Raw genomic sequence first — 24,196 nt, 5'->3', positions numbered from 1 at the left:
GAGCCGTAATCTGGATGCCGGCGCACTTCCCAGCATGCGCCGGTCTTACGAATCATCTTGGAGACCGCGCACAATGCGTTCCGTTATCGCAGATTCCAGGCGATTGGTCGTGAAAGTCGGTTCCAGTCTCGTCACGAACGACGGGCGGGGACTCGATCACACTGCAATCGGCCGCTGGGCCGCGCAGATCGCCGCACTGCGCGAGCAGGGCAAGGAAGTCGTGCTCGTCAGTTCGGGCGCCATTGCTGAAGGTATGCAGCGTCTTGGTTGGACCAGGCGCCCGCGCGAAATCGACGAACTGCAGGCGGCTGCGGCCGTCGGGCAGATGGGGCTCGCCCAAGTCTACGAAAGCCGCTTTTCCGAGCATTCCATCCGTACCGCGCAAATCCTGTTGACGCACGCCGATCTTGCCGATCGTGAACGCTATCTGAACGCGCGCTCCACGCTGCTGACGCTGCTGCGACTCGGTGTGGTGCCCATCATTAACGAAAACGACACTGTCGTGACCGATGAGATCAAGTTCGGCGACAACGATACGCTAGGTGCGCTGGTTGCGAATCTGATCGAAGGTGATGCGCTTATCATCCTCACCGACCAGCAAGGTCTCTTCACCGCCGATCCTCGCAAGGATCCGGCCGCCACGCTGGTTCAGCAGGCCGATGCCGGCACGCCGGAACTTGAGGCGATGGCGGGCGGCGCGGGTTCGAGCATCGGCCGCGGCGGCATGCTCACGAAAATCCTGGCGGCGAAGCGCGCGGCGCACAGTGGCGCGAACACCGTGATCGCGAGCGGCCGCGAGGCGGACATATTGGCGCGGCTCGCATCGGGCGAGGCGATCGGCACGCAACTGATCGCGCGAACGGCACGCATGGCCGCCCGCAAACAGTGGATGGCGGATCACCTGCAGGTGCGGGGGCATGTGGTCATTGACGACGGCGCTGTCGAAAAGCTCACGGAAGGCGGGAAGAGCCTGTTGCCGATCGGTGTGGTCGGCGTGCAGGGTGCGTTTGCGCGCGGCGAGGTGATCGCGTGCCTGAACGCGGCTGGGCGTGAAGTCGCTCGCGGGCTGACGAACTACAGCAGTGCAGAGACGAAGCTGATCCAACGTCGTCCGAGCGGCGAGATCGAATCCGTCTTGGGTTATATGCTCGAGCCGGAGCTGATCCACCGGGACAATCTGGTGCTCGTCTAGCGAACCCTTCCACTGTCGAAAATCAAAAAGCCGTCCCGTAAACGATGGGACGGCTTTTTGTTGCCGCTGCATCGAGCGGCGCCTGGATCTAGCTGCCGCGAATCAGCGTGCTGTTCACGCGCTTTAACCTGATGTTGTTCAGGATGAGATCCGCCTTGCCGACGGGCATCTTGCTCGTGCAGAAGTAATCCTGATAAAGCGCCGCGTGATAGGCGTTCAGATCGCCGTTCTCGATGCGCGTCCAGTCGTTCGCGACCGTGCGGTCCCAGCCGTCGTGATCCGCGTTGAGACCCGCATACAGCTTCCACGAGTAGTCCTCGCAGCGGATGCCTTCGTAGTTCACGTTGCGCGCACCGCTCGGGCTCGTGATCACCACGGTGTAGCGCACCACGCCGTCGCTGTCGACGCTCAGCGATTTCGCATCGACGGCGAACTGGAGCGGCGTATTTTGCGAAACCGTGAATGGCAGCAGGTTACCCGGCTGCGGCATGGCGGGGAGTGCATCGACTTTCTTCTCGGTCCACGTCGACGGCCGGTCGAACAGATACTGAAAGTCGCTCTTGGGTCCGTCAGGTGCGGACGTACTGGTCGAACTCTTGGTGCTTGAACATCCAGCCAGCAGAATGCCCGCGGCGAAGCACGCCACGGCGAAAGCAGATACTTTCAATGTGATTCCCTCGAAACGCCGGCGCAGCGTATCTCACGCCGCACCGGCAGATGCGGCGTGGACAGCCGCTATGCGTCAGTCGCGCAGCCCCGGAGCCTGAACGGCCGGGTCTTCCGTCGACGAACAGTCCGATTCGATTGTCGCACGCAGCGTCGACTCGACTGCAATTGCCGTCGTGACGGTGGTCACCGTCATGGACGACGCCATCGACGCCCCGGGTGGCGCATTCACCGACGACGCCATCCGCGGATAGCGCTGCCCGTGATGATGCCCACCGGGCCTTTCCGTGCGCGGCTGAGGCCGCCGCAGGAAGCGGGACAACTCCGTTAACGCCAGCTGATACACATCCCGCTTGAACTCGATCACACAGTCGAGCGGCACCCAGTACTCGTTCCAGCGCCAGGCATCGAACTCAGGGTGATCGGTCGCGCGCAGACATATGTCGCAATCGCGTCCAACCATCCGGAGCAGGAACCAGATCTGCTTCTGACCGCGGTAGTGGCCGCGGACCTCACGCTTGATGAACTTGTCAGGCACCTCATAACGCAACCAGTCGCGCGTGCGACCGATAACCTTGACGTGCTCCGGAAGCAGGCCGGTCTCTTCGTGCAACTCCCGATACATCGCCTGCACAGGGGTCTCACCATACTTGATGCCCCCTTGCGGAAACTGCCAGGAATGTTCACGTAGACGCTTGCCCCAAAACACCTCGTTGTGAGCGTTCAAGAGGATGATGCCGACGTTCGGGCGAAAGCCTTCACGATCCAGCATACAACCACCTTCGAATCCTTTAAAATTGCTTTGATTATAAACAGATAACCGGTCTGACGCACCGCCTCGCACCAGATTGGCGCGATTGCTCGTAACAACCGGCGTCAATCGCCGCGAAAGCCGCTTTCCGGCACTTTTGGCGCGTCGTCGGACAGGTGTCACGCGCATGCGACAATCGCTGTTCGACGTGCGCCGGCATGGCCAGGCGCTCAGGCGCTCAGACCCATCGTCTTACCCCTTTCGGGCGGTCCCTTTGGTCCGCCGCTTTTGGAAAATTCTGAATGAAAGCCTCCCGTTTCTTTATTGGCACCCTGAAGGAAGCGCCCGCCGACGCGGAAATCGTCAGTCACAAGCTCATGGTGCGTGCCGGGATGATCCGGCGCGTGGCTGGCGGCATCTACAACTACCTGCCAATTGGCCTGCGTTCGATCCGCAAGGTAGAAGCGATCGTGCGCGAGGAAATGAACCGGGCAGGCGCGATCGAACTGCTGATGCCGGCTGTGCAGCCGGCCGAGCTGTGGCAGGAATCGGGCCGCTGGGAAAAATATGGTCCCGAACTACTGCGCTTCAAGGATCGCAAGCAAAGCGACTTCGTGATCGGGCCCACTCACGAAGAAGTGGTCACGGACATCGCCCGCGGCCAGATCAAGAGCTACCGCCAGTTGCCTGTGAACTTCTACCAGGTACAGACCAAGTTCCGGGATGAAATCCGTCCGCGTTTCGGCGTAATGCGCGGCCGCGAATTCATCATGAAGGACGCGTATTCGTTCGATAAGGACATGGACGGCCTGCGCGAGTCGTATCGCAAGATGTACGACGCGTACGTGCGCATTTTCACGCGCCTTGGTCTCGACTTCCGCGCGGTCGCGGCGGACAACGGCTCGATCGGCGGCAGCGGCTCGCACGAATTCCACGTGATCGCCGATACGGGCGAGGACGACATCGCGTATTGCCCGACGTCGGACTTCGCATCGAACGTCGAAGCGGCCGAAGCGCTGCCGCTGATCGCCGAGCGCGCCGCGCCGAAGGAAGAGCTCAGGAAAACGTCGACGCCGGGCAAGGCAAAGTGCGAAGCCGTCGCCGAGCACCTGAACATCCCGCTCGAAAAGACGATCAAGTCGATCATCCTTGCCACGGAAAACGAAGGCGCCGAGCCGACCATCTGGCTCCTGATGTTGCGCGGCGACCACGATCTGAACGAGATCAAGGTCAACAAGCTGCCGGGCCTCGGCGAATTCCGCTTCGCGACGGAAGAGGAAATCGTCGAGTGGTTCGGCACGCCGCCGGGCTACCTCGGGCCGCTGAATACGAAGAAGCCGATCAAGGTGATCGCGGACCGCACAGTCGCGAACATGAGCGACTTCGTGGTCGGCACGAACGAAGTGGACTTCCATACTACCGGCGTCAACTGGGGCCGCGATCTGCCCGAGCCCGTCGTCGCGGACATCCGCAACGTGAAGAAGGACGATCCGTCGCCGGACGGCAAGGGCGTGATCGACATCTGCCGGGGCATCGAAGTCGGCCATGTGTTTCAGCTCGGCACCAAGTATTCGGAAGCGATGAACGCGACCTTCCTCGACGAATCGGGCAAGCCGCAACCGATGCAGATGGGCTGTTACGGCATCGGCATCACGCGTATCCTCGGCGCGGCCATCGAACAGAACTTCGACGACAAGGGCATCATCTGGCCGGAATCGATCGCGCCGTTCGAAGTCGTGCTGTGCCCGATGGGCTACGACCGCAGCGACGCCGTGCGCGAGCAGGCGGACAAGCTGCACGACGAACTGACGGCGGCGGGCATCGACGTGATTCTGGACGATCGCGGCGAGCGTCCGGGCGTGATGTTCGCCGACTGGGAACTGATCGGCGTGCCGCATCGCCTCGTGATCGGTGAACGTGGCCTGAAGGACGGCAAGATCGAGTATCAGGGCCGCCGCGATGCGGAAGCCACGCTGTTGCCCGTCGAAGCGGCGGCACAGGCAGTGATCGACAAGATCCACGCAGCGCTCGCGCGCTGATGGGAGCGGACGGTGGAGTACAACTTCCTGTCCGCGACCATCCTGCTGATTCTCATCACTGATCCACTCGGCAACATCCCGCTCTTCATCAATTGCCTGCGGGGTGTTGCGCCTCACCGGCGCATTCGTGTAATTCTGCGCGAAGTCGCCATCGCGTTCGTGATTCTGCTGATCTTCATGCTCGTCGGCGACCGCTTTCTGCGGATGATGAGTCTGACCGATCTGTCATTGCGTATCGGCGGCGGGATCGTGCTGTTCCTGATCGCGCTGCGGATGATCTTTCCGCATCCCGACGGCCCTTTCGGCGCCGACACGCGCGCCGCCGAACCGTTGATTGTGCCGCTCGCGATTCCAGCGCTCGCCGGTCCGTCTGCGCTGGCCACGGTGATGCTGCTGACGTCGCAGGCACCGAACAAGATGCTCGAATGGGTTGCGGCGCTGACGGTGACGATGATCGTGTGCGCGCTCGTGCTGGTGATGGCGGAGCGCATCCAGCAATGGCTCGGCGAGCGCACGGTGATGGCGTTCGAGCGTTTGATGGGTCTCGTGCTCGTCGCGATTTCGGTGGAGATGATGCTCGGCGGGATTCGCACTTTCGTGCATCAGCTCGAAAAGTGAAGCATGGCCATCCGGCCAACAAAAAAGCGACCCGCAGGTCGCTTTTTTATTTTGCAGCGCTGTAGCGCTGCCAGAAACTGCATCACGCGCCTTCCGTCAGTGCGCGGATGGTCGGCAGATTGCGCCAGTAGCCCTTTGCGTCCATTCCGCAGCCGAACACGTAGCGGTCCGGCACTTCGAACCCGCAGAAGTCCGGACGCAGCGGCTTCGCCTTCGGAATCATCTTCTCGCACAGCACCGCGCTCATGAAACGCTTCGCGCCCATCGCCATGATGCGGTCGCGGATCGCGGCCATCGTCTCGCCTTCGTCGAGAATGTCGTCGAGCACGAGTACTACGCGGTCCTTCACCGAGCCCGACGGCGCGACGCGCCACTGCATCTCCGCGCTGCCCTTGATGGCGTTGCGATAGCGGGTGAGGTGGATGTAGTCGAACTCAAGCGGGAAATCGAGGTGCGGCAGCAGCATGCCCGTGAACACCGCCGCGCCACCCATCACCGACAGCACGAGTGGAAAGTCTTCGGCCATCTCGGCGCGGATTGCGTCCGCCATGCTGCCGATGGATGCGTTGACCTCGGTGGCCGAAACGATTTCTTCGGAGTGACTGAAAATGTGGAGAGCTTCTTCGCGATTCATGACGTCTGACGGGCGATAACTGTATACATAGTGTGGGAGACAGCGACCCGGCGCGCTACAGCAAATACCCGCGCCTTGATCCGGCATACGCGCCGGGCCGTGTTGGCCGTCGTGCGCTCAGATGCGTGGCGCCGCGCGACGGCAGCAAAGCGCATCAGCGCATGCCCGGCATCATGCCCTTCATGCCGCGCATCATCTTTTGCAGGTTGCCGCCCTTGAGCTTCTTCATCATGGTGCGCATCTGCTCGTACTGGTTCAGCAGCCGGTTGACTTCCTGCACCTGCACGCCGGCGCCGGCAGCGATACGGCGCTTGCGCGTCGCCTTGATCAGCTCGGGCTTGGCGCGCTCGGCGGCCGTCATCGAATTGATGATGCCTTCCATGCGGCGCATCTGCTTTTCGGCCTGGCCCATGTCGGCATTCGACGCGGCCTGCTGGAACTGCGCGGGCAGCTTGTCCATCAGCGACGACAGGCCGCCCATCTTCTTCATCTGTGAGAGCTGCGCGCGGAAATCGTTCAGATCGAAGTCGCCGCCTTTCTTCACCTTGTCCGCGAGCTTTTGCGCGGCCTGAACGTCGACGCCGCGTTGTGCTTCTTCAACAAGCGCGAGGATGTCGCCCATGCCGAGAATCCGGTTCGCCATGCGGTCCGGATAGAAGATTTCCAGGCCGTCGAGCTTTTCTGCGACGCCGACGAACTTGATCGGTTTGCCCGTCACATGACGCACTGAGAGCGCCGCGCCACCGCGCGAGTCGCCGTCGAGCTTGGTTAGCACGACCCCTGTGAGTGGCAGCGTGTCGTTGAACGCCTTGGCGGTGTTCACCGCGTCCTGGCCGAGCATCGCATCGACGACGAACAGCGTCTCCGCAGGGTTCAGTTCCTTATGCAGCGCGGCGATTTCATTCATCATCGCCTCGTCGATGCCGAGACGGCCGGCCGTGTCGACGAGCAGCACATCGTGATAGTGGCGCTTGGCCCAGTCGACGGCGGCACGCGCGATATCGACAGGCTTCTGGTCCGGCTGCGAAGGGAAGAAGTCGGCGCCGACCTGTTCAGTCACCGTCTTCAGCTGCGCGATAGCGGCCGGGCGATACACGTCGCACGACACCGTCAGCACTTTCTTCTTGTACTTCTCGCGCAGGAGCTTCGCGAGCTTGCCGACCGTGGTTGTCTTGCCGGCGCCCTGCAGACCCGCCATCAGGATGATGGCGGGGGGCGTCACGCTAAGATTCAGCTCGGCGGCCTTGCCTTCGTAGTCGCCGCCGATCACGGCCGTCAGCTCGCGCTGCACGACGCCGACGAGCGCCTGGCCAGGCGACAGGCTGCCGATCACTTCCTCGCCGAGCGCCTTTTCCTTCACCTTCGAGATGAAGTCGCGCACGACGGGCAGCGCCACGTCCGCTTCAAGGAGTGCGAGGCGCACTTCGCGCAGCATCTCCTGGGTGTTCGCCTCGGTGAGCCGGGCTTCGCCGCGCAGCGTCTTGACGACGCGCGCCATCCGTTGAGTGAGGTTGTCGAGCATGGGGGGCGGTGAGCAGTGCGGCCATTCCCGTCACAGCGCGAGAGCGGCGGACTTTGGAGGGCCTGGTGTAAACTTCCAATATGGATATTGTACTGTATGCCCTCACTGCGCTCCTGTACGGCGGACTTGCCGTCGCGGGCTGGCGCGCGCACCGCCAGGCGGCGACCGCGCCGATGCTCGAAAGCGTACCGCCGCTTTCCGCCGCTGCGCCGTTGCCTGCGGGCGGGCGAGGGCTGGCGGGTGCGTCCGCCGGCATGTCGATGACGACGCGCGTCGTACTGTTCGCCGCGCTGCTCGCACACGGCGTGCTGCTTCATACCACGATCTTTCCGCACGACGCGATGGTGTTCGGCTTCGCGTTTGCGCTGTCCGCGATGTTCTGGCTGGGTGCTGGCATCTACTGGATCGAGAGTTTCTTTTTTCCGCTCGACGGCTTGCGTCTGCTCGTGCTGCCGCTCGCGTGCATCGCGTCGCTGCTGCCGCTCCTGTTCAACGGCGTGCATGTGCTGCCGTATGCCGCCGACCCGCTGTTCAAGCTGCACTTCCTGATCGCCAACATTGCGTATGGTCTGTTTGTGATCGCCGCGCTGCATGCCGTGCTGATGCTGCTCGTCGAACGGCGCCTGCATGCGATGCGCGGCGGCGGCGCGCTCGCGCGCCAAAGCGCCGCGGCGGGCAACGGCTGGCTGTCGAGCGGGCTCGACACGCTGCCGCCTTTGCTCACGCTGGAGACGCTGCTGTTTCGCCTGATCGGCGCCGGCTTCGTGCTGCTCACGCTCACCCTGGTGTCGGGCATCCTGTTCAACGAACAGCTTCTCGACCGCGCGCTGCAACTCGATCACAAGACTGTGTTCGCGCTGCTGTCGTGGGTCATGTTCGGTGCGCTGCTGACGGCGCGCAAGGTGTCGGGCTGGCGTGGGCGCGCGGCGTTGCGCTGGGTGCTCGCGTCGTTCGTCGCGCTGCTGCTTGCGTATGTCGGCAGCCGCTTTGTTTTCGAGGTGCTGTTGCACCGTCCTGTTGTCTGAGTGTCATGCGACAAATTTTCCTGCTCATCCTGTTGTTCATCGTCGGCCAATGGCTCGTGAAGGCGCTGCGCCGCGCCGAGGCATCGCGTACGGCGCGCACGGGCGCAGGCGCCGACGCCAACGCGCGCGCGGGGACCCGCGCCAACGGTCAGGCGAATGGCAAGAGCCCGGCCCAGCTCGCCGAGCCGATGATCCGCTGCGTCGAATGCGGCGTGCATGCACCGAAGAGCGACTCCGTGCTCGTCGCGGGGCAGACGTTCTGCTCGCACGATCACGCGAAGCGTTACGCCGCCCGACCGACGGGCCGCGACGCACGATGACGGCAGGAGGGCAGTCGCCAGCGCCCGCGCCGGCGCGCTTCACCGTCGACGCAAATGGCTGGGTCGACGAAGCACGCCAGCTGCCGTCGCCGAATTTCGAGGCGCGCCCGAACGGCGCACGTCCGACGCTGATCGTCGTCCACAACATCAGCTTGCCGCCGAACGAATTCGGCGGTCCGGGCATCACCGATCTCTTCCTCAACCGCCTCGACTGCGACGCGCATCCGTACTACGACGCGCATTTGCGCGACGTGCGCGTGTCTGCGCATTTCGTGATCCGCCGCGATGGCGCGCTCGAACAGTACGTCTCCTGCGACGAGCGCGCGTGGCATGCGGGCGCGTCGAACTTCTTCGGCCGCGAGCGCTGCAACGACTTCTCGATCGGCATTGAACTGGAAGGCAGCGACGCATCGCCGTTCGAACGCGCGCAGTACGCGACGCTAGCACCGCTCGTGCGGTCGCTTGCCGCACACTATGAGATCGACTCGCTCGCCGGTCACTCGGACATCGCGCCAGGCCGCAAGACCGACCCGGGCCCGCATTTCGAATGGCCGCGTCTTCAGCGCGAGACCGCGCTCCCCGATCAGTACTTCCCCTATCTGCATCCGTCTTCGCGCAAGCCGATAAGGTCGTAGGCGCGTCACTCCTGTTTGTACGGTGCCGCACCGACAACGCAAAAGCGTTGTATGCCCGCCGGCGTCTTCTGACGCGGGCTATCCAAAAGTCAAGATGATCAGACCAAATAAAAGAATTTGCGATGAGGGTTCAGTACACTATACTTCGTGCCGTTAATCAGTTTTTGCACAAGATGTAGTGTTTGTCAGGCGGCGCCCCGCTCCATGAGCATGGCGCCGTCAGCATTACCGGCACTGAAAAACCTGATGCGGCGCAACTGGTTAGAGCAACCGGTGCGTCGGCAAATTCGAAGAAAGGGCACAGCCAAGTGATCGCGACACGCACAACGTTCATGTACTCCCATACGGATCTGTCGCATCCGGCCCGGCTGTCTCACGGTCCCCGCTGTCCCTCTTCTTCTTCCTCATCGCGTGCGTCCGGGGTGGCGCAGCGGTTGTACTAATCAGCGGTAACTCCGCACTATTCCAAGACCAGGAGCTTTGCACATGCAAACGACCGACAACGTGACGACCCGGTTCGAGGGCGCACCCACTGGCCGCCCCGTCGAAGGGCTTGCACAGGGCGCCGACGCGCTCGCGCCGCAGACGGGCTACGCCGACTACAAGGTGATCCGTCGCAACGGCAGCGTGGTGTCGTTCGAGCCGTCGAAAATCGCCATCGCGGTGACGAAGGCGTTTCTGGCTGTCAACGGCGGTCAGGGCGCAGCGTCGGCGCGCGTTCGCGAACTGGTCGAGCAACTCACGCAGAACGTGGTGCGCGCGCTGGTGCGCAGCCGCCCGAACGGCGGCACGTTCCATATCGAAGACATTCAGGATCAGGTTGAACTCGCGCTGATGCGCACGGGCGAGCACAATGTCGCGCGCGCTTACGTGCTCTACCGCGAAAAGCGTACCCAGGAGCGCGGCCATGAAGTCGACGCACCGGTCGCATCCGGCCTGAACGTGACGGACAACGGCGTCACGCGTCCGCTCGACATGGCGGCGCTGCGCGGCCTGATCGAGTCGGCATGTGCGAACCTGGGCGATGCCGTCAACGCAGAGCCGATCGTCGCCGAGACGGTGAAGAACCTGTATGACGGCGTGCCGATGAGCCAGGTCTACGACTCTGCCATCCTCGCTGCACGTACGATGATCGAGAAAGATCCGGCATACAGCCAGGTCACGTCACGCATCCTGCTGCACACGATCCGCCGCGAGATCCTCGAAGAAGAAGTCACGCAAGCCGAAATGGCCGGCCGGTATGCCGAGTACTTCCCGCTCTTCATCAAGCGCGGCGTGAATGCCGAGCTGCTCGACGACAAGCTGCTGCAGTTCGACCTGAAGCGTCTCGGCGCCGCGCTCGACGCGAACCGCGACCTGCAGTTCGGCTACCTCGGTCTGCAGACGCTGTATGACCGCTACTTCCTGCACATCGATGGCACGCGCATCGAAATGCCCCAGGCATTCTTTATGCGTGTGGCAATGGGTCTGTCGTTGAATGAGATCGACCGGGAAGCGCGCGCGATCGAGTTCTACAACGTGTTGTCGAGCTTCGACTTCATGTCGTCGACGCCGACGCTGTTCAACTCGGGCACGCGCCGCTCGCAACTGTCGTCGTGCTATCTGACGACGGTCGACGACGACCTCGACGGCATCTACGAAGCGCTGAAGGAAAACGCGCTGCTGTCGAAGTTCGCAGGCGGTCTGGGCAACGACTGGACGCGCGTGCGCGCGCTCGGCTCGCACATCAAGGGCACCAACGGCAAGTCGCAAGGCGTCGTGCCGTTCCTGAAGGTTGTCAACGACACGGCCGTCGCCGTGAACCAGGGCGGCAAGCGCAAGGGCGCGGTCTGCGCGTACCTGGAATCGTGGCACCTCGACATCGAAGAATTCCTCGAACTGCGCAAGAACACAGGTGACGACCGTCGCCGCACGCACGACATGAACACGGCGAACTGGATTCCCGACCTGTTCATGAAGCGCGTGCTCGAAGGCGGCGACTGGACGCTGTTCTCGCCGTCGACCTGCCCGGACCTGCACGACAAGTTCGGCGCCGAATTCGAAGCGGCTTACACCGCCTACGAAGACAAGGTCGCGCGCGGCGAGATCAAGCTGTTCAAGAAGATCCCCGCGGCGCAGTTGTGGCGCAAGATGCTTGGCATGCTGTTCGAAACGGGTCATCCGTGGATCACGTTCAAGGATCCGTGCAATGTGCGCTCGCCGCAACAGCACGTCGGCGTCGTCCACTCATCGAACCTGTGCACGGAAATCACGCTGAACACGAGCGACACCGAAATCGCCGTGTGCAACCTCGGCTCGGTGAACCTCGTTGCGCACCTGAAGGAACAGGCCGACGGCACGCTCGCGCTCGACCACGACAAGCTCAAGCGCACGATCAGTGTCGCGATGCGCATGCTCGACAACGTGATCGACATCAATTACTACGCGGTCGCGAAGGCGCGTAATTCGAACCTGAAGCACCGTCCGGTGGGCATGGGCATCATGGGCTTCCAGGACTGTCTGCACGTGCTGCGCACGCCGTACGCATCGCAGGAAGCCGTCGAGTTCGCCGACCGTTCGATGGAAGCCGTCTGCTACTACGCCTACTGGGCGTCGACGGAACTGGCGGAAGAGCGCGGCCGCTATTCGACCTACCGCGGCTCGCTGTGGGATCGCGGCATCCTCCCGCAAGACACGCTGAAGCTGCTCGCCGACGCACGCGGCGGCTACGTCGAAGTGGATTCGAGCGAGTCGATGGACTGGGCGTCGCTGCGCTCGCGCATCGCGACGCACGGCATGCGCAATTCGAACTGCGTCGCGATCGCGCCGACGGCGACGATCTCGAACATCATCGGCGTGTCTGCATGTATCGAGCCGACATTCCAGAACCTGTATGTGAAGTCGAACCTGTCGGGCGAATTCACGGTGGTGAACGAGTACCTCGTGCGTGACCTGAAGGCGCGCGGCCTGTGGGACGAAGTGATGGTCGCCGACCTGAAGTACTTCGACGGCTCGCTGTCCCGTATCGACCGCGTGCCGGCCGACCTGCGCGCGATCTACGCGACCGCGTTCGAAGTCGATGCAACGTGGCTGGTGGAAGCGGCGTCCCGTCGTCAGAAGTGGATCGACCAGGCTCAGTCGCTCAACATTTATATGGCGGGCGCATCGGGCAAGAAGCTCGACGAGGTCTACAAGCTCGCATGGCTGCGCGGTCTGAAGACGACGTATTACCTCCGCACGATGGCGGCGACGCACGTCGAGAAGTCGACGGTCGCACACGGCGCGCTGAACGCAGTGCCGTCGGGCGATGGCGGTGCGGGTAGCTTCGGTGTCGGCGGCGGTGCCGCATCGTCGGGTACGAAGGGCGGCTTCCAGGCTTCCGCTGCATCGGCGGCAGCAACTTCGGTTCCCGCTGTCGAAGCAGCGCCTGAAGCAGATGGTCCCGTGTGCATGATGCGTCCGGGCGACCCGGGCTTCGAAGAGTGCGAAGCTTGCCAGTGAACGTCGGTCGAAGCGGTAACGCTTCACTATAAGTAGCGCAGGTAGTAGCAGTCAGCCGCCGGCGCTCGCCGGCGGCCAGCAGCAAAAACAGCAGACGCAGCTAGCAGGCGATGAGCGGTGCAGGCCGCAGCGCGCCGCTCATTGCGCAACGAAGTCAGTGCGTCTCTCTTTGAACTCGGAAATCGAAGTTGCAAGAGCAGCACACGGCGCGGCGAGGAACATCACGTGCTACCCGTCTCTTCGACCAGTGCGCGAAAACCCTGGACGCGCACTCAAGATGAAGTCGGCGAGACAGCACGAGGTGACGATGCATCGCGCGGTCGGTTCTCTTCGCAAGACACGCGCAACGCGAAGCGAAGCAGCAATGCTTCGAGTTCGGAACAACGCAGAAGCAACGCACACGCATCACTGAAGCAACGCGCTTTCGATCGTGCATCGCGCTTCAGCGACACACGTTTCGAGCGACTCGCAACGAGTGACCTTCACACACTGATGAACAAAGTGTTGTATGTAGGTCGCAACGCGATTCGAAAACAGGATTTTTCATGAGCGGACCCTTTTAACGCTCGTGAAAAGATGGTACAAACCGATCTAAATTGATGGTGACATTTATGCTCAACTGGGATGACGAGATCACTGCCGTAACTCCCTCGAGTGCTTCGCAACAAAACGTGTTGCGCAACGCTGCGGGAACGGCTGTCGGTTCGCAAGTCGAAACGCGTTCCGCTCATCAAGCTCCCTCGGCTCAACAGGTCTTCGCGAACGACATCGCAATCGCTCCGCCGGCGCAAGCAGGTGCACCGGCCGTCGCTTCCGAAGCTCGTGTGAATGTCGCCGACAAGCGCATCATCAACGGCCAGACTGACGTCAATCAGCTGGTGCCGTTCAAGTACAAGTGGGCGTGGGAAAAGTACCTGTCCGGTTGCGCGAACCACTGGATGCCGCAGGAAATCAACATGTCCCGCGACATCGCGCTCTGGAAAGACCCGAATGGGCTGACGGAAGACGAGCGCCGCATCATCAAGCGCAACCTCGGCTTCTTCGTGACGGCCGACTCGCTCGCGGCGAACAACATCGTCCTCGGCACGTACCGCCACATCACGGCGCCCGAATGCCGCCAGTTCCTGCTGCGCCAGGCATTTGAAGAGGCGATCCACACACACGCCTATCAGTACATCGTGGAGTCGCTCGGTCTCGACGAGGGCGAGATCTTCAACGCGTACCACGAAGTCCAGTCCATCCGCGACAAAGACGAATTCCTGATTCCGTTCATCCACACGCTGACCGACCCCGCCTTCAAGACGGGTACGCTCGAAGCAGACCAGAAGCTGCTCAAGTCGCTGATCGTGTTCGCCTGCGTGATGGAAGGCCTGTTCTTCTACGTTGGCTTCACACAGATCCTGGCGCTCGGCCGCCAGAACAAGATGACGGGCGCGGCGGAACAGTACCAGTACATCCTGCGCGACGAGTCGATGCACTGCAATTTCGGCATTGACCTGATCAACCAGATCAAGCTCGAAAACCCGCATCTCTGGACGCCGGAATTCCGCGCCGAGATCCGCGAGATCTTCAAACACGCGGTCGACCTCGAATATCGCTACGCAGAAGACACGATGCCGCGCGGGGTGCTCGGCCTCAATGCGTCGATGTTCAAGAGCTATCTGCGCTTTATCTGCAACCGCCGTTGCCAGCAGATCGGTATCGATCCGCTGTATCCGAACGAGGAAAACCCGTTCCCGTGGATGAGCGAGATGATCGACCTGAAGAAAGAACGCAATTTCTTCGAGACTCGGGTTATCGAATATCAGACCGGCGGCGCGCTGTCTTGGGAATAACCCAACGCGTCGTGTATGTATTTGATGGGGCTGCCGCTGGCCGTGCCGCGGCAAGTTTGGTGAGGAGCATGATCGCCTGATGCAGAGCGTGCCCGGTGTGCCGTGGATTACCGCGGCCTATAAAGATCACAGGCACTTTGCGAACCCTTCAGTGGGATGGGCAAACTTCCCCCCGGAAAAAGCCGTTCGCTATAAAGCGAGCGGCTCGATCAAACGATTGACGGCGTCGAGATCCGACGCCGACAGGACTTGGCGCGCTGTGCCCGATGGCACGGCGCGCCTTACCGTATTCATTAGCGTAAGCGCGCTGGAGCTGCGTACGCCGATGAATAGCCCGCTTCGCAGTGGCCGCCGTGAGAAGCGTCCGCGGGAAGCGGGTTTTGACGAAGGGTGTAGTTTGAACTGAATCTCATCTGAAAACCTGAAGGAGAAAATGATGGCACTCGCCAAGAAGAAGCCGGCAGCCAAGAAGGCTGCAGCAAAGAAGGTTGTCGCGAAGAAGGCTGCTCCCGCCAAGAAGGCAGCACCGGCTAAGAAGGCAGCTGTGAAGAAGGTCGCAGCGAAAAAGGTCGCAGTGAAGAAGGTTGCTGCAAAGAAGGCAGCGCCGGCCAAGAAGGCAGCTGCAAAGAAGGTTGCAGCAAAGAAGGTTGCAGCGAAGAAAGTCGCTGTGAAGAAGGTTGCTGCGAAGAAGGTTGCTGCGAAGAAGGCCGCACCGGCGAAGAAGGCCGCAGCGAAGAAAGTCGCCGTGAAGAAGGTTGCTGCGAAGAAGGCAGCACCGGCGAAGAAGGCCGCAGCGAAGAAGGCCGCTGCGAAGAAGGCGCCTGCTAAAAAGGCTGCCGCCAAAAAGGCTGCGCCTGCGAAAAAGGCTGCCGCGAAGAAGGCGGCCGCTGCGCCTGCGAAGAAGGCTGCCCCTGCGAAGAAGGCTGTTTCGAAGAAGGCTGCACCTGCTCCGGCTGCGCCCGCTGCTGCATCGACGGCGCCGGCTGCTACGGTGAAGACGGCTCTGAACCCGGCTGCAGCATGGCCGTTCCCGACGGGCAGCCGTCCGTAAGAGTCGAAGTCGTAACGGACACATTATGTACGCGTCCGTCGATTGAGCGACGTAGCTCGATCACATCTGATCCCGCCGCCGGTTTACTGGCGGCGGGATTTTTTTCGTCGTGGCAATGCGGCGTTGCTTCGCGGTGTGAACACCCGCTGGCCAACGCCGGACAAAAAAAACGCATGCACAGGGGAGCGCATGCGTGTGAGGTTGCCGACACGGCGCATGAGCGCCGCCAGCAGGGAAACGAAATGCGTCAGTGCGTGACGCGGGTTACGCCGCCGCTCGAGAGCAGCCGCACGCGCTCTCCGGCGCGGAAAATTTCACCCGTTGCGCTTTGCGTGATCGCGCGCATGTCGCCGTTGTCGAGGCGCACCGTGATTTCGACGCCGTCGCGCATTGCCGTGCTGTTTTCGATCGTGTTGCCTGCGACTGCGCCCGCGAGGCCGCCGACGATGCCCGTCAGAACCGAACCACGGCCGCCGCCGATCGCGCTGCCGGCAACGGCACCGAGTGCGCCGCCGCCGATGGCGCCGATGCCGCTAGGCTGACCGTTGTTCGAGCTGATCTTCACGGCGCGCACGCTGTCGACGATGCCCATGCGGACAGTCTCTTCTCGCTGCGCCTGCGATGCGGTATACACGTCGGCGGAACTGCTGTTGTATGCACAGCCCGCCATCGCGAGCGAACTGACAATCACGGCGCCCAGTACCAGGCGACCCACCGTACGACTCGTTGTTTTCATTCCTTTGACTCCAAACGGGCTCGTAATCGAGCCCTCCAAACCCGAACGGCGAGGCGCGGCATATGGGAGGCGAGCGCCGCTCGTTACATCATGCGCCATTGGGCAGGTCGTAGCCGAACGCCTGCCTGAACCGTTCGTTGATCTCCGCGCGCGTCGGCGCATAGTTTTGCGGCCCCTGATGTTCGATCTTCAGCGCGCCCATCAGACTGGCGAGGCGCCCTGTGGTCCCCCAGCCGAAGCCCTTCTCGATGCCGTACAGCAGGCCGCCCCGGAACGCGTCGCCGCAACCCGTGGGGTCCAGCACCTGCTTGGCCTTGACGGCCGGAATTTCTTCGATGCCGCCAGCATGGTGAATCTGTGCCCCGTGCTCGCCGCGCGTCACGATCAGCGCATCGACACGGCTCGTGATCGCTTCGATCGACCAGCCCGTCTTGTTGCTCACCAGCGCAGCTTCGTAGTCATTGACTGCGACGTAGGTGGCAAGTTCAATCATGCGGCGCAGCGACTCACCGTCGAAAAGCGGCAGCCCCTGGCCCGGATCGAAGATGAACGGAACACCCGCTGCGGCGAACTGTTCGGAGTGCTGGATCATGCCGTCGAAGCCGTCCGGCGCGACGATGCCGAGCTTCACGCCGGGCTGGTCCGCGCGGTTCAGATGCGACTGCATCATCGCGCCAGGGTGAAACGCGGTGATCTGGTTGTTTTCGAGATCGGTCGTGATCATTGCCTGCGCCGAGTAGGTGTCGGGCAGTACGCGCACATGCTCTTTCGACAGGCCGAGCGAGTCGAGTCGGTCGATGTAGAGTTGCGAGTCGACGGCACCGAGCGTCGCCATGATGCGTGCGTCGCCGCCGAGCAGATGCAGCGAGTAGGCGATATTGCCCGCGCAGCCGCCGAATTCGCGGCGCATCGTCGGCACAAGGAAGCTGACGTTCAGGATATGAACCTGTTCCGGAAGGATGTGCTCCCGGAAGCGCCCTTCGAAAGTCATGATGTTGTCGTAGGCGAGCGAGCCGCAAATCAGCGTAGCCAAGGCGAGCGTTCCTATAAGTGTCGGTCGGAGGAAAAAAGGGCGCGACGATGTGAAAGCGCCGCGCCCGATGCGATACGGGCGCGGCGCTATATCGACGCGAAGATGAAGCTTACTTCAGCGCGGCGAGCGCTGCGTCGTAGTTCGGTTCGTTCTTGATTTCGCCGACGAGTTCGGCATGCACGACCTTGTCGTTTTCGTCGATGACGACGACGGCGCGCGCCGTCAGGCCCGTAAGCGGGCCGCTCGTCACGTCGACGCCGTATGCCTGTGCGAACTCATGTCCGCGGAAAGTCGAGCCCGTGACGACGTTCTCGATGCCTTCCGTCGTGCAGAAGCGAGTTGCCGCGAACGGCAGATCGCCCGACACCACGATCACGGCCGTGTTGTTCAGCTTCGCGGCGGCCTCGTTGAACTTGCGCGTGGACGTTGCGCAAGTCGGCGTGTCGAGGCTCGGGACGATGTTCAGCACCTTGCGCTTGCCTGCGAAGTCGCCGAGCGTGAGCGGCTTCAGATCCTTGCCGACGAGTGAGAAGGCGGGCGCCGCCTGGCCCACGGACGGGAACGTGCCAGCGACTTCGATCGGGTTGCCACCCAGCGTGACTTGACTCATGTTGTGCTCCGAAGATTCGTCAGGGATTGACGGGATGCGCGACCGGTTCGTGCCGGACGCGCGGACAAGCTGCACGCGCTGCAGATCGACGGGTTACGGATAGAAGATCTGCACGCGGAAGTTCGAGGCGACCGTGTTGCCCGTGTCGAGCCGCACGATCATCGTCTGCGTCGTGCGTGCGGGTAGGCCCGCTGCGATCGGCGTGCCGGGCTTCACATAGTCTTGCGGCCACAGCACGCGCCGCACGGCGATGTTGTTGTTCTCGTCCAGCAACGTCAGTTCGACGGCAGGGTACGCGAGCGCGAGATCGAAGCGGTTGCGCAGCGGCATCTTTAACTCGAGCTTGTGTGGACCGTCCACTTGTCGGAGATCCGACGGCTCGACCAGCAACCCGTCGATATCGCGCGGCGGCTCGATCTTGCAGCCCAGATTCGCGCAGGCCTTCACGAACAGCGACTGCGAGTCGGGCCACGCGACCATCACCGTTTCACGTTGCCACCAGGCAAGCTGCATCAGCAGCAAACAGCCGAGCAGGCCGGCCGCGACGCCGCCCGCGACCTGCCACATTAGACGCTTCGCTTCCGGCTCGCGCGGCTCGCGCGTGACGGCGAACGCATCGTCGGCGCCGCCGGGCGACGACGCGAACGGGCCGTCGTAGGGCTCCCCGTATTGGCCGCGTGCGCCGGCGCCTGCTCCGGCGCCGAAGCGCGGTTCGAGGTCGGGCTCGGCCGATGGGGCGCCGAAGTACGGTTCGCGCTCCCGCCGCGGTCCGGCCTGATCGGATGACGGCGAGACAGTGCCGTCGTCGGCTGCGAATGCAGGCCCGTTGGGCTTTTCGCGCGACGGCTCATGCCATTCCTTGTCGAAGGCGGGGCGCAGCGGCGCTTCCCGTCCCGGCTCCGCCTGCTCTGGATGTGTTTCGACGGACTCGCGCAGAGGCTCCGCTGCGCGCCACCCGTGCGTCGGCAGTTCGTGCAGGTCCCGCGCGAGGTCGCGCGCGGGCGTTGCTTCGAAGGCGGGCTCCGATTTCGACGCAGCGGGCGTTCCGGCGGGCTCGGCAATTCCCGGTTCAGCGAGCGTATCGACGGCCGATCCCGCTCGCTGTTCGGCGCCCGCCTCGATGTGCGGCTCGCCCGGTTTGCGCGCGATTGCCTTCTCGAGATTCATCGGCTCGGATTCGGTGAGTTCGAGCGTGATCGGCGGTTGCGCGGAGCGCGGAATTGTGACGGGATTGATTGGGATCGTCGACGCGGTGTGGCGCAGACGCCCGTCGATCGACGCGTCGGGGGCGGGCGCCCACGGATTCCATGCTTCCGCGCGGAAGTCGGGCGCGTCCACCGATGGCGCGTCTTCGGTGCCCGCATCGGGAGACGCGGCCTGCCCGGATTGCACGGAAGGTTCAGCGATGTCAGGCGACGGTGTTTCGACGGCAGCCGCTGGGTGCGGCGCCCCCACTTCGATGCGTGGCTCCGCAACCTCGGCGGCGACGTGGTGGATCGCGGGCGCTTCTTCAGCGCGCGTCGTTTCGTGTTCGACCCTCGGCTCGGCGGCGACGCGCTCGCCAGGCGCGGGCTGCGCGCCCGGCGCCGGCGTTTGAGCGCCATTCGCGAGCGTTTCGAGCGTGTGGGCCGTCACATCGTCGATTGTTACCGGCTTCGCCTTGTCGATGCTGACGCCGTCGCTTACGTCGAACAGACTGCTCGATGCGTCGAACACCTGTTTGCAGTGGCCGCAACGCACGAGCCCGCGGCGCAGCGTGAGCTGCTCCCGTTGGAGCCTGAAGACGGTTTCGCAGAAGGGACAGCGTGTCGCTAGAAGCATATCGAGCCGAAAGACCGGTTGGCGGCCAGGGTGCCGAATGGGGCCGGAAGCAAGCAAATATGCCTTATTCTAATTGCTTTCGCGACGCGTACCTGCAAGGCACACCCAGCCTTCGTGTTCGCGCCACACGGCGATGTCGATCCACTGCCGGTAAACGCTCGCCACTTCTTCCGCCTGGCGCGCGAGTATGCCTGACAGCGCAATGCGTCCGCCCGGCTTCACCTTCGACGACAGCATCGACGCCATCAGCTTCAGCGGATTCGACAGGATGTTCGCGACGACGATGTCGAACTCGCCGGCAGGGCAGTCGGCGGGCAGACCGTAGGTGATCTCGGCGCGATTGCGCTCGCTGTTGTGGCGGGCGGATTCGACGGCTTGCGGATCAATGTCGATGCCGAAGACGGGATTTGCGCCGCACTTCTTCGCGAGAATCGCGAGAATGCCCGAGCCACAACCGTAGTCGAGTACAGACTGATCTTTTTGCACGGACTGTTCGAGCCATTCCATGCACAGCCTTGTCGTGGGATGGCTGCCCGTGCCGAACGCGAGGCCCGGATCGAGTTCGAGCACGAGCGCGTCCGGATCGGGCGCATCGTGCCACGATGGCACGACCCAGATGCGTTCTCCGATCGGAATCGGATCGAACTGGGATTGCGTGAGGCGCACCCAGTCCTGTTCTTCGACCGCGCGCACGCTGAACGACGGTGTGTCAGCGAGACCGAGTTCATTCGCGGCGGCCGCGAGCAGCACGGCCGGCTCGTGTTCCGGCGCCAGCAGCGCGATCACGCGTGAGTGGGTCCACGCGGTGCGCTCCGGCGTGAGCCCGGGTTCGCCGAACAGCGGCTGCTCGTCGGGCGTGTCGGCGTCCGCGTCCTCGACGGACACCGACAGCGCGCCCAGTTCGAGCAGCGCATCCGACAACGCTTCCGCGTGCTCGCGTGCGAGTTCGACGACCAGTTCCCGGTAGCTCATTGCTTACGCTTCTTCCGGTGCGGCTTGCAGCTTCGCGGCCAGCCGGTTTTCGAGGTAATGGATGCTCGTGCCGCCCTCGACGAACTTCGCGTCGAGCATCAGCTCGCGATGCAGCGGGATGTTGGTCTGGATGCCTTCGACCACCATTTCCGACAGTGCGATGCGCATCCGCTTGATCGCCTGTTCGCGCGTCGCGCCGTAAGCGATCAGCTTGCCGATCATCGAATCATAGTTCGGCGGAACGAAATAGCCGTTATATGCGTGCGAATCGACGCGAATGCCGGGGCCGCCCGGCATGTGCCAAGACGTAAGACGTCCGGGCGACGGCGTGAACTTGAACGGATCTTCAGCGTTGATACGGCATTCGATCGCGTGTCCGCGGAACTGGATGTCGCGCTGACGCATGGCGAGCTTTTCGCCTGCCGCGATGCGGATCTGTTCCTGCACGATGTCGATGCCCGTGATCAGTTCGGTGACCGGGTGCTCGACCTGCACGCGCGTGTTCATTTCGATGAAGTAGAACTCGCCGTTTTCGTACAGGAACTCGAACGTGCCCGCGCCGAGATAGCCCATCTTCTTGCACGCGTCCGCGCAACGGTCGCCGATACGCTCGATCAGACGCCGCGCGATGCCGGGCGCCGGCGCCTCTTCGATCACCTTCTGATGGCGACGCTGCATCGAGCAGTCGCGCTCGCCGAGCCACAGTGCGTTCTTGAACGAGTCGGCCAGCACCTGGATTTCGATGTGCCGCGGGTTCTCCAGGTATTTCTCCATGTAGACCTGCGGATTGCCGAACGCCCGGCCCGCTTCCTCGCGCGTCATGTTGACGGCGTTCACGAGCGCGGCTTCCGTGTGGACGACGCGCATGCCGCGGCCACCGCCGCCGCCTGCCGCCTTGATGATCACCGGGTAGCCGATCGAGCGCGCAATCTTCACGATCTCTTTCGGATCTTCCGGCAACGCGCCTTCCGAGCCGGGCACGCAGGGCACGCCCGTCTTGATCATCGTCTGCTTCGCGGTGACCTTGTCGCCCATCATGCGGATGGTGTCGGGACGCGGGCCGATGAACACGAAGCCCGATTGCTCGACGCGCTCAGCGAAGTCCGCGTTCTCGGACAGGAAGCCATAGCCGGGGTGAATCGCCTCGGCGTCCGTCACTTCCGCCGCGCTGATCAGCGCGGGCATGTTGAGGTAGCTCAGGTTCGACGGCGCCGGTCCGATGCAGACCGCCTCGTCGGCGAGCTTCACGTATTTGGCTTCCTTGTCGGCTTCGGAATAGACGACGACCGTCTTGACGCCGAGTTCGCGGCACGCGCGCTGAATGCGGAGCGCGATTTCGCCGCGATTGGCAATGAGGATTTTTTCAAACATAGCGGATATTCGACTCATCGATGGGCGCCGCGGGCCCGGTTGGTTCGAAGGGGCGGGCGGCTGCCTCAGAGGATCGGTGGCGCGCCCGAAGAAGTAGGGTGCGCGGATGGCGAACGGCTAAGGCGCCGCGTCAGCCGATCACGAACAGCGGCTGGCCGTATTCGACCGCCTGACCGTTCTCGACGAGTATTTCCTTGATGACGCCGGCCTGGTCCGATTCGATCTCGTTCAACAGCTTCATCGCTTCGATGATGCAGATCGTCTGGCCTTCCTTGACCGTGTCGCCTACCTGCACGAACGGATCTGCGCCCGGCGAAGGTGCGCGGTAGAACGTGCCGACCATCGGCGAGGTCACGACGTGGCCTTGCGGCGCGGCGGCTGCCGGGGTGGCGGGCGCGCCTGCGGGCGCTTCCGCTGCGTGACCGACGGCTGCGGGCGCCGAAGCCGCGAATTGCGGCGCGAAGTTGCCGGGCTGCTGGACGTAAACCGGCGGCGCGTTCTTGACGATGCGCACCTTGCCTTCTCCCTCGGTCACTTCGAGTTCGGAGATGCCGGACTCGGAGACGAGGTCGATCAGAGTCTTCAGTTTACGTAGATCCATGGGCTTTCCCCTTCAATGCGTGAAGCGCCGGCGGGTTGCCGCCAGCGCCGAATTCGTGTTTTGGGTTGTCAGTTGCGCGCCGATCCGGCCGCGCCAATGGCCAGCCGGTCGAGCGCATATTCGAATGCGTACAGATAGCCCTTCCAGCCGAGGCCGCAGATGACGCCCTCTGCCTGGTCGGAGAAATACGAGTGATGCCTGAACGGTTCTCGACGATGCACGTTCGACAGATGAATCTCGACGAACGGGATGCCGACGCCCGCCAGTGCGTCCCGGATCGCCACGCTGGTATGCGTGTACGCTGCGGGATTGATCAGGATGAAATCGGTCTTCTCGGTTCGCGCGGCCTGGACGCGGTCGACGAGCGCGCCTTCGTGATTGCTCTGGAAGGTGGCCAGTTCGACGCCCGCATCCGCTGCGCGGTCGGCCAGCGCCTGGTCGATCTGCGGCAGCGTGACGCGGCCATACACCTCCGGTTCCCGTGTGCCGAGAAGGTTGAGGTTGGGGCCGTGCAGAACCAGCAGTCGCGTCATGGTCGCTTCGTTTTCCGTGGAATTGGGCGCACTTTAGCGCCGATTAGAGAAATTTGTCTAGTTTCTCGAACGCCCGTAATGTCTTGCGCCCTCGCCAGGATAGCAGCAACTGGCGGAACTTCTGACATTTCGTTGCGAATATCGTCCAATCTGAGTGCAAACGATCTCAACTAAATGTCAAAAAGATGCTGACGTTATAGGGCGTCCAGCGTGCGTTTCAGCTCGTCGGGCCTGATCTGGCCGAGTTTTGTCGACCGTACGACGCCTTTGGCATCAATTACGACCGTGTAAGGCAAGCCGCCGGCATTGTTGCCGAATGCGCGTGCGAGGTCAGCGCCGCCGAAGCCCGCCACGTAAATCGGGTAACTGACGGGCACTTTCTGCAGGAAAGCCTTGATGTTCTTGTCGGAGTCGACGCCGAGGCCGACGAATTCGATGCCTTTCTTCGAATATTCCTTGTGCAGTGCAGACAGCGACGGCATTTCCTCGACGCACGGTCCGCACCACGACGCCCAGAAGTTGACGACGACGGGATGCCCTTTGAAGCCGGCAAGCGATTGCGGTGCGCCATCGGCGTTGGTCACCTTCGCGGCCCACAGCTGATTGACGGCGACGGCGCTGTCGGCGGGGGCGGCGTTCGCGACGCCCGCGATATCGTTGTTGCCGAGCAGCCAGTGGCCCGCCACCGCTCCGCCCACGGTCGCGACGACGGCGACGGCCGCGACTGCCAGGATTCGCTTCATATAGTGAA

General features: G+C 62.9%; 23 protein-coding genes. 10 read left to right on the top strand and 13 right to left on the bottom strand.

The window, feature by feature from the left end; genetic code table 11:
• The first annotated feature begins 73 nt into the window (after nt 1-73).
• Complete coding sequence (proB, locus tag BPHY_RS13430; RefSeq protein ID WP_012402023.1) at nt 74-1,192, top strand: glutamate 5-kinase; 1,119 nt, start codon at nt 74-76, stop codon at nt 1,190-1,192.
• 88 nt (nt 1,193-1,280) lie between these two features.
• Here the strand turns inward: proB and BPHY_RS13425 are convergent, their stop codons facing one another.
• Together BPHY_RS13425 and BPHY_RS13420 are read right to left on the bottom strand one after the other, a co-directional pair.
• Nucleotides 1,281-1,859, bottom strand: coding sequence for a CNP1-like family protein (locus BPHY_RS13425; RefSeq protein WP_012402022.1), 579 nt, complete (start codon nt 1,857-1,859; stop codon nt 1,281-1,283).
• A gap of 75 nt (nt 1,860-1,934) precedes the next feature.
• Nucleotides 1,935-2,630, bottom strand: coding sequence for an RNA pyrophosphohydrolase (locus tag BPHY_RS13420; protein ID WP_012402021.1), 696 nt, complete (start codon nt 2,628-2,630; stop codon nt 1,935-1,937).
• A 281-nt stretch (nt 2,631-2,911) separates the two neighbouring features.
• Here BPHY_RS13420 and BPHY_RS13415 point away from each other — a divergent pair, with 281 nt between their 5' ends.
• Together BPHY_RS13415 and BPHY_RS13410 are read left to right on the top strand one after the other, a co-directional pair.
• Nucleotides 2,912-4,648 carry a proline--tRNA ligase gene (locus BPHY_RS13415; RefSeq protein WP_012402020.1) on the top strand — a complete coding sequence of 579 codons (1,737 nt, stop codon included), beginning with the start codon at nt 2,912-2,914 and terminating at the stop codon, nt 4,646-4,648.
• A gap of 12 nt (nt 4,649-4,660) precedes the next feature.
• A complete protein-coding gene (locus BPHY_RS13410; protein ID WP_012402019.1) occupies nt 4,661-5,266 on the top strand; it encodes a MarC family protein in 606 nt (201 codons plus the stop codon).
• Nucleotides 5,267-5,348: 82 nt separating this feature from the next.
• Here the strand turns inward: BPHY_RS13410 and BPHY_RS13405 are convergent, their stop codons facing one another.
• Nucleotides 5,349-5,900, bottom strand: a complete 552-nt coding sequence (locus BPHY_RS13405; protein ID WP_012402018.1) for a hypoxanthine-guanine phosphoribosyltransferase — start codon at nt 5,898-5,900, stop codon at nt 5,349-5,351.
• A 154-nt stretch (nt 5,901-6,054) separates the two neighbouring features.
• Nucleotides 6,055-7,422 (bottom strand): signal recognition particle protein, encoded by a 1,368-nt coding sequence (gene ffh / locus BPHY_RS13400; protein WP_012402017.1) that lies wholly within the window; start codon nt 7,420-7,422, stop codon nt 6,055-6,057.
• Between the two features lie 80 nt (nt 7,423-7,502).
• Between ffh and BPHY_RS13395 the strand changes: the two genes are divergently transcribed.
• The 7 genes from BPHY_RS13395 to BPHY_RS13370 all read left to right on the top strand — a co-directional run bounded on the left by BPHY_RS13395 (nt 7,503) and on the right by BPHY_RS13370 (nt 15,768).
• On the top strand, nt 7,503-8,447 hold the full coding sequence (locus BPHY_RS13395; protein ID WP_012402016.1) for a cytochrome C assembly family protein: 945 nt from the start codon (nt 7,503-7,505) through the stop codon (nt 8,445-8,447).
• Between the two features lie 5 nt (nt 8,448-8,452).
• Nucleotides 8,453-8,767: a PP0621 family protein gene (locus BPHY_RS13390; RefSeq protein WP_012402015.1), complete on the top strand. Its 315-nt coding sequence runs from the start codon at nt 8,453-8,455 to the stop codon at nt 8,765-8,767.
• Nucleotides 8,764-9,402 (top strand): 1,6-anhydro-N-acetylmuramyl-L-alanine amidase AmpD, encoded by a 639-nt coding sequence (ampD, locus tag BPHY_RS13385; RefSeq protein ID WP_012402014.1) that lies wholly within the window; start codon nt 8,764-8,766, stop codon nt 9,400-9,402. The genes BPHY_RS13390 and ampD overlap by 4 nt, the downstream gene beginning before the upstream one ends.
• A gap of 486 nt (nt 9,403-9,888) precedes the next feature.
• Entirely contained in the window at nt 9,889-12,882 is a 2,994-nt protein-coding gene (locus BPHY_RS13380; RefSeq protein ID WP_012402013.1) for a ribonucleoside-diphosphate reductase subunit alpha, read from the top strand.
• A 611-nt stretch (nt 12,883-13,493) separates the two neighbouring features.
• Nucleotides 13,494-14,717, top strand: coding sequence for a ribonucleotide-diphosphate reductase subunit beta (locus BPHY_RS13375; RefSeq protein ID WP_012402012.1), 1,224 nt, complete (start codon nt 13,494-13,496; stop codon nt 14,715-14,717).
• A 79-nt stretch (nt 14,718-14,796) separates the two neighbouring features.
• Nucleotides 14,797-15,123: a hypothetical protein gene (locus BPHY_RS43110; protein ID WP_012402011.1), complete on the top strand. Its 327-nt coding sequence runs from the start codon at nt 14,797-14,799 to the stop codon at nt 15,121-15,123.
• A gap of 30 nt (nt 15,124-15,153) precedes the next feature.
• Nucleotides 15,154-15,768 (top strand): histone H1-like DNA-binding protein, encoded by a 615-nt coding sequence (locus tag BPHY_RS13370; RefSeq protein ID WP_012402010.1) that lies wholly within the window; start codon nt 15,154-15,156, stop codon nt 15,766-15,768.
• A 247-nt stretch (nt 15,769-16,015) separates the two neighbouring features.
• On the opposite strand, the gene BPHY_RS13365 is transcribed toward BPHY_RS13370, so the two are convergent.
• The 9 genes from BPHY_RS13365 to BPHY_RS13325 all read right to left on the bottom strand — a co-directional run bounded on the left by BPHY_RS13365 (nt 16,016) and on the right by BPHY_RS13325 (nt 24,188).
• Nucleotides 16,016-16,504, bottom strand: a complete 489-nt coding sequence (locus BPHY_RS13365; protein WP_012402009.1) for an outer membrane lipoprotein — start codon at nt 16,502-16,504, stop codon at nt 16,016-16,018.
• Nucleotides 16,505-16,592: 88 nt separating this feature from the next.
• Nucleotides 16,593-17,537: a carbohydrate kinase family protein gene (locus BPHY_RS13360; protein ID WP_012402008.1), complete on the bottom strand. Its 945-nt coding sequence runs from the start codon at nt 17,535-17,537 to the stop codon at nt 16,593-16,595.
• A gap of 109 nt (nt 17,538-17,646) precedes the next feature.
• Nucleotides 17,647-18,147 carry a thiol peroxidase gene (tpx, locus tag BPHY_RS13355; protein WP_012402007.1) on the bottom strand — a complete coding sequence of 167 codons (501 nt, stop codon included), beginning with the start codon at nt 18,145-18,147 and terminating at the stop codon, nt 17,647-17,649.
• Between the two features lie 93 nt (nt 18,148-18,240).
• Nucleotides 18,241-19,968, bottom strand: a complete 1,728-nt coding sequence (locus BPHY_RS13350; RefSeq protein WP_012402006.1) for a zinc-ribbon and DUF3426 domain-containing protein — start codon at nt 19,966-19,968, stop codon at nt 18,241-18,243.
• A gap of 69 nt (nt 19,969-20,037) precedes the next feature.
• Complete coding sequence (gene prmA, locus BPHY_RS13345) at nt 20,038-20,940, bottom strand: 50S ribosomal protein L11 methyltransferase (protein ID WP_012402005.1); 903 nt, start codon at nt 20,938-20,940, stop codon at nt 20,038-20,040.
• Between the two features lie 3 nt (nt 20,941-20,943).
• Nucleotides 20,944-22,311, bottom strand: a complete 1,368-nt coding sequence (gene accC, locus BPHY_RS13340) for an acetyl-CoA carboxylase biotin carboxylase subunit (RefSeq protein ID WP_041763610.1) — start codon at nt 22,309-22,311, stop codon at nt 20,944-20,946.
• Between the two features lie 130 nt (nt 22,312-22,441).
• The gene (gene accB / locus BPHY_RS13335) at nt 22,442-22,912 is read right to left on the bottom strand and encodes an acetyl-CoA carboxylase biotin carboxyl carrier protein (protein WP_012402003.1); all 471 of its coding nucleotides are present in this window, start codon (nt 22,910-22,912) and stop codon (nt 22,442-22,444) included.
• Between the two features lie 68 nt (nt 22,913-22,980).
• Nucleotides 22,981-23,445, bottom strand: coding sequence for a type II 3-dehydroquinate dehydratase (gene aroQ / locus BPHY_RS13330; protein WP_012402002.1), 465 nt, complete (start codon nt 23,443-23,445; stop codon nt 22,981-22,983).
• A 194-nt stretch (nt 23,446-23,639) separates the two neighbouring features.
• Complete coding sequence (locus BPHY_RS13325; protein ID WP_012402001.1) at nt 23,640-24,188, bottom strand: TlpA family protein disulfide reductase; 549 nt, start codon at nt 24,186-24,188, stop codon at nt 23,640-23,642.
• Nucleotides 24,189-24,196 lie beyond the last annotated feature (8 nt).

Origin of the sequence: Paraburkholderia phymatum STM815 (assembly GCF_000020045.1) — a bacterium.
Taxonomy (GTDB): domain Bacteria; phylum Pseudomonadota; class Gammaproteobacteria; order Burkholderiales; family Burkholderiaceae; genus Paraburkholderia; species Paraburkholderia phymatum.
Note: the sequence above shows the minus strand (reverse complement) of the source record. Positions and strands in the feature narration are given on the sequence as shown.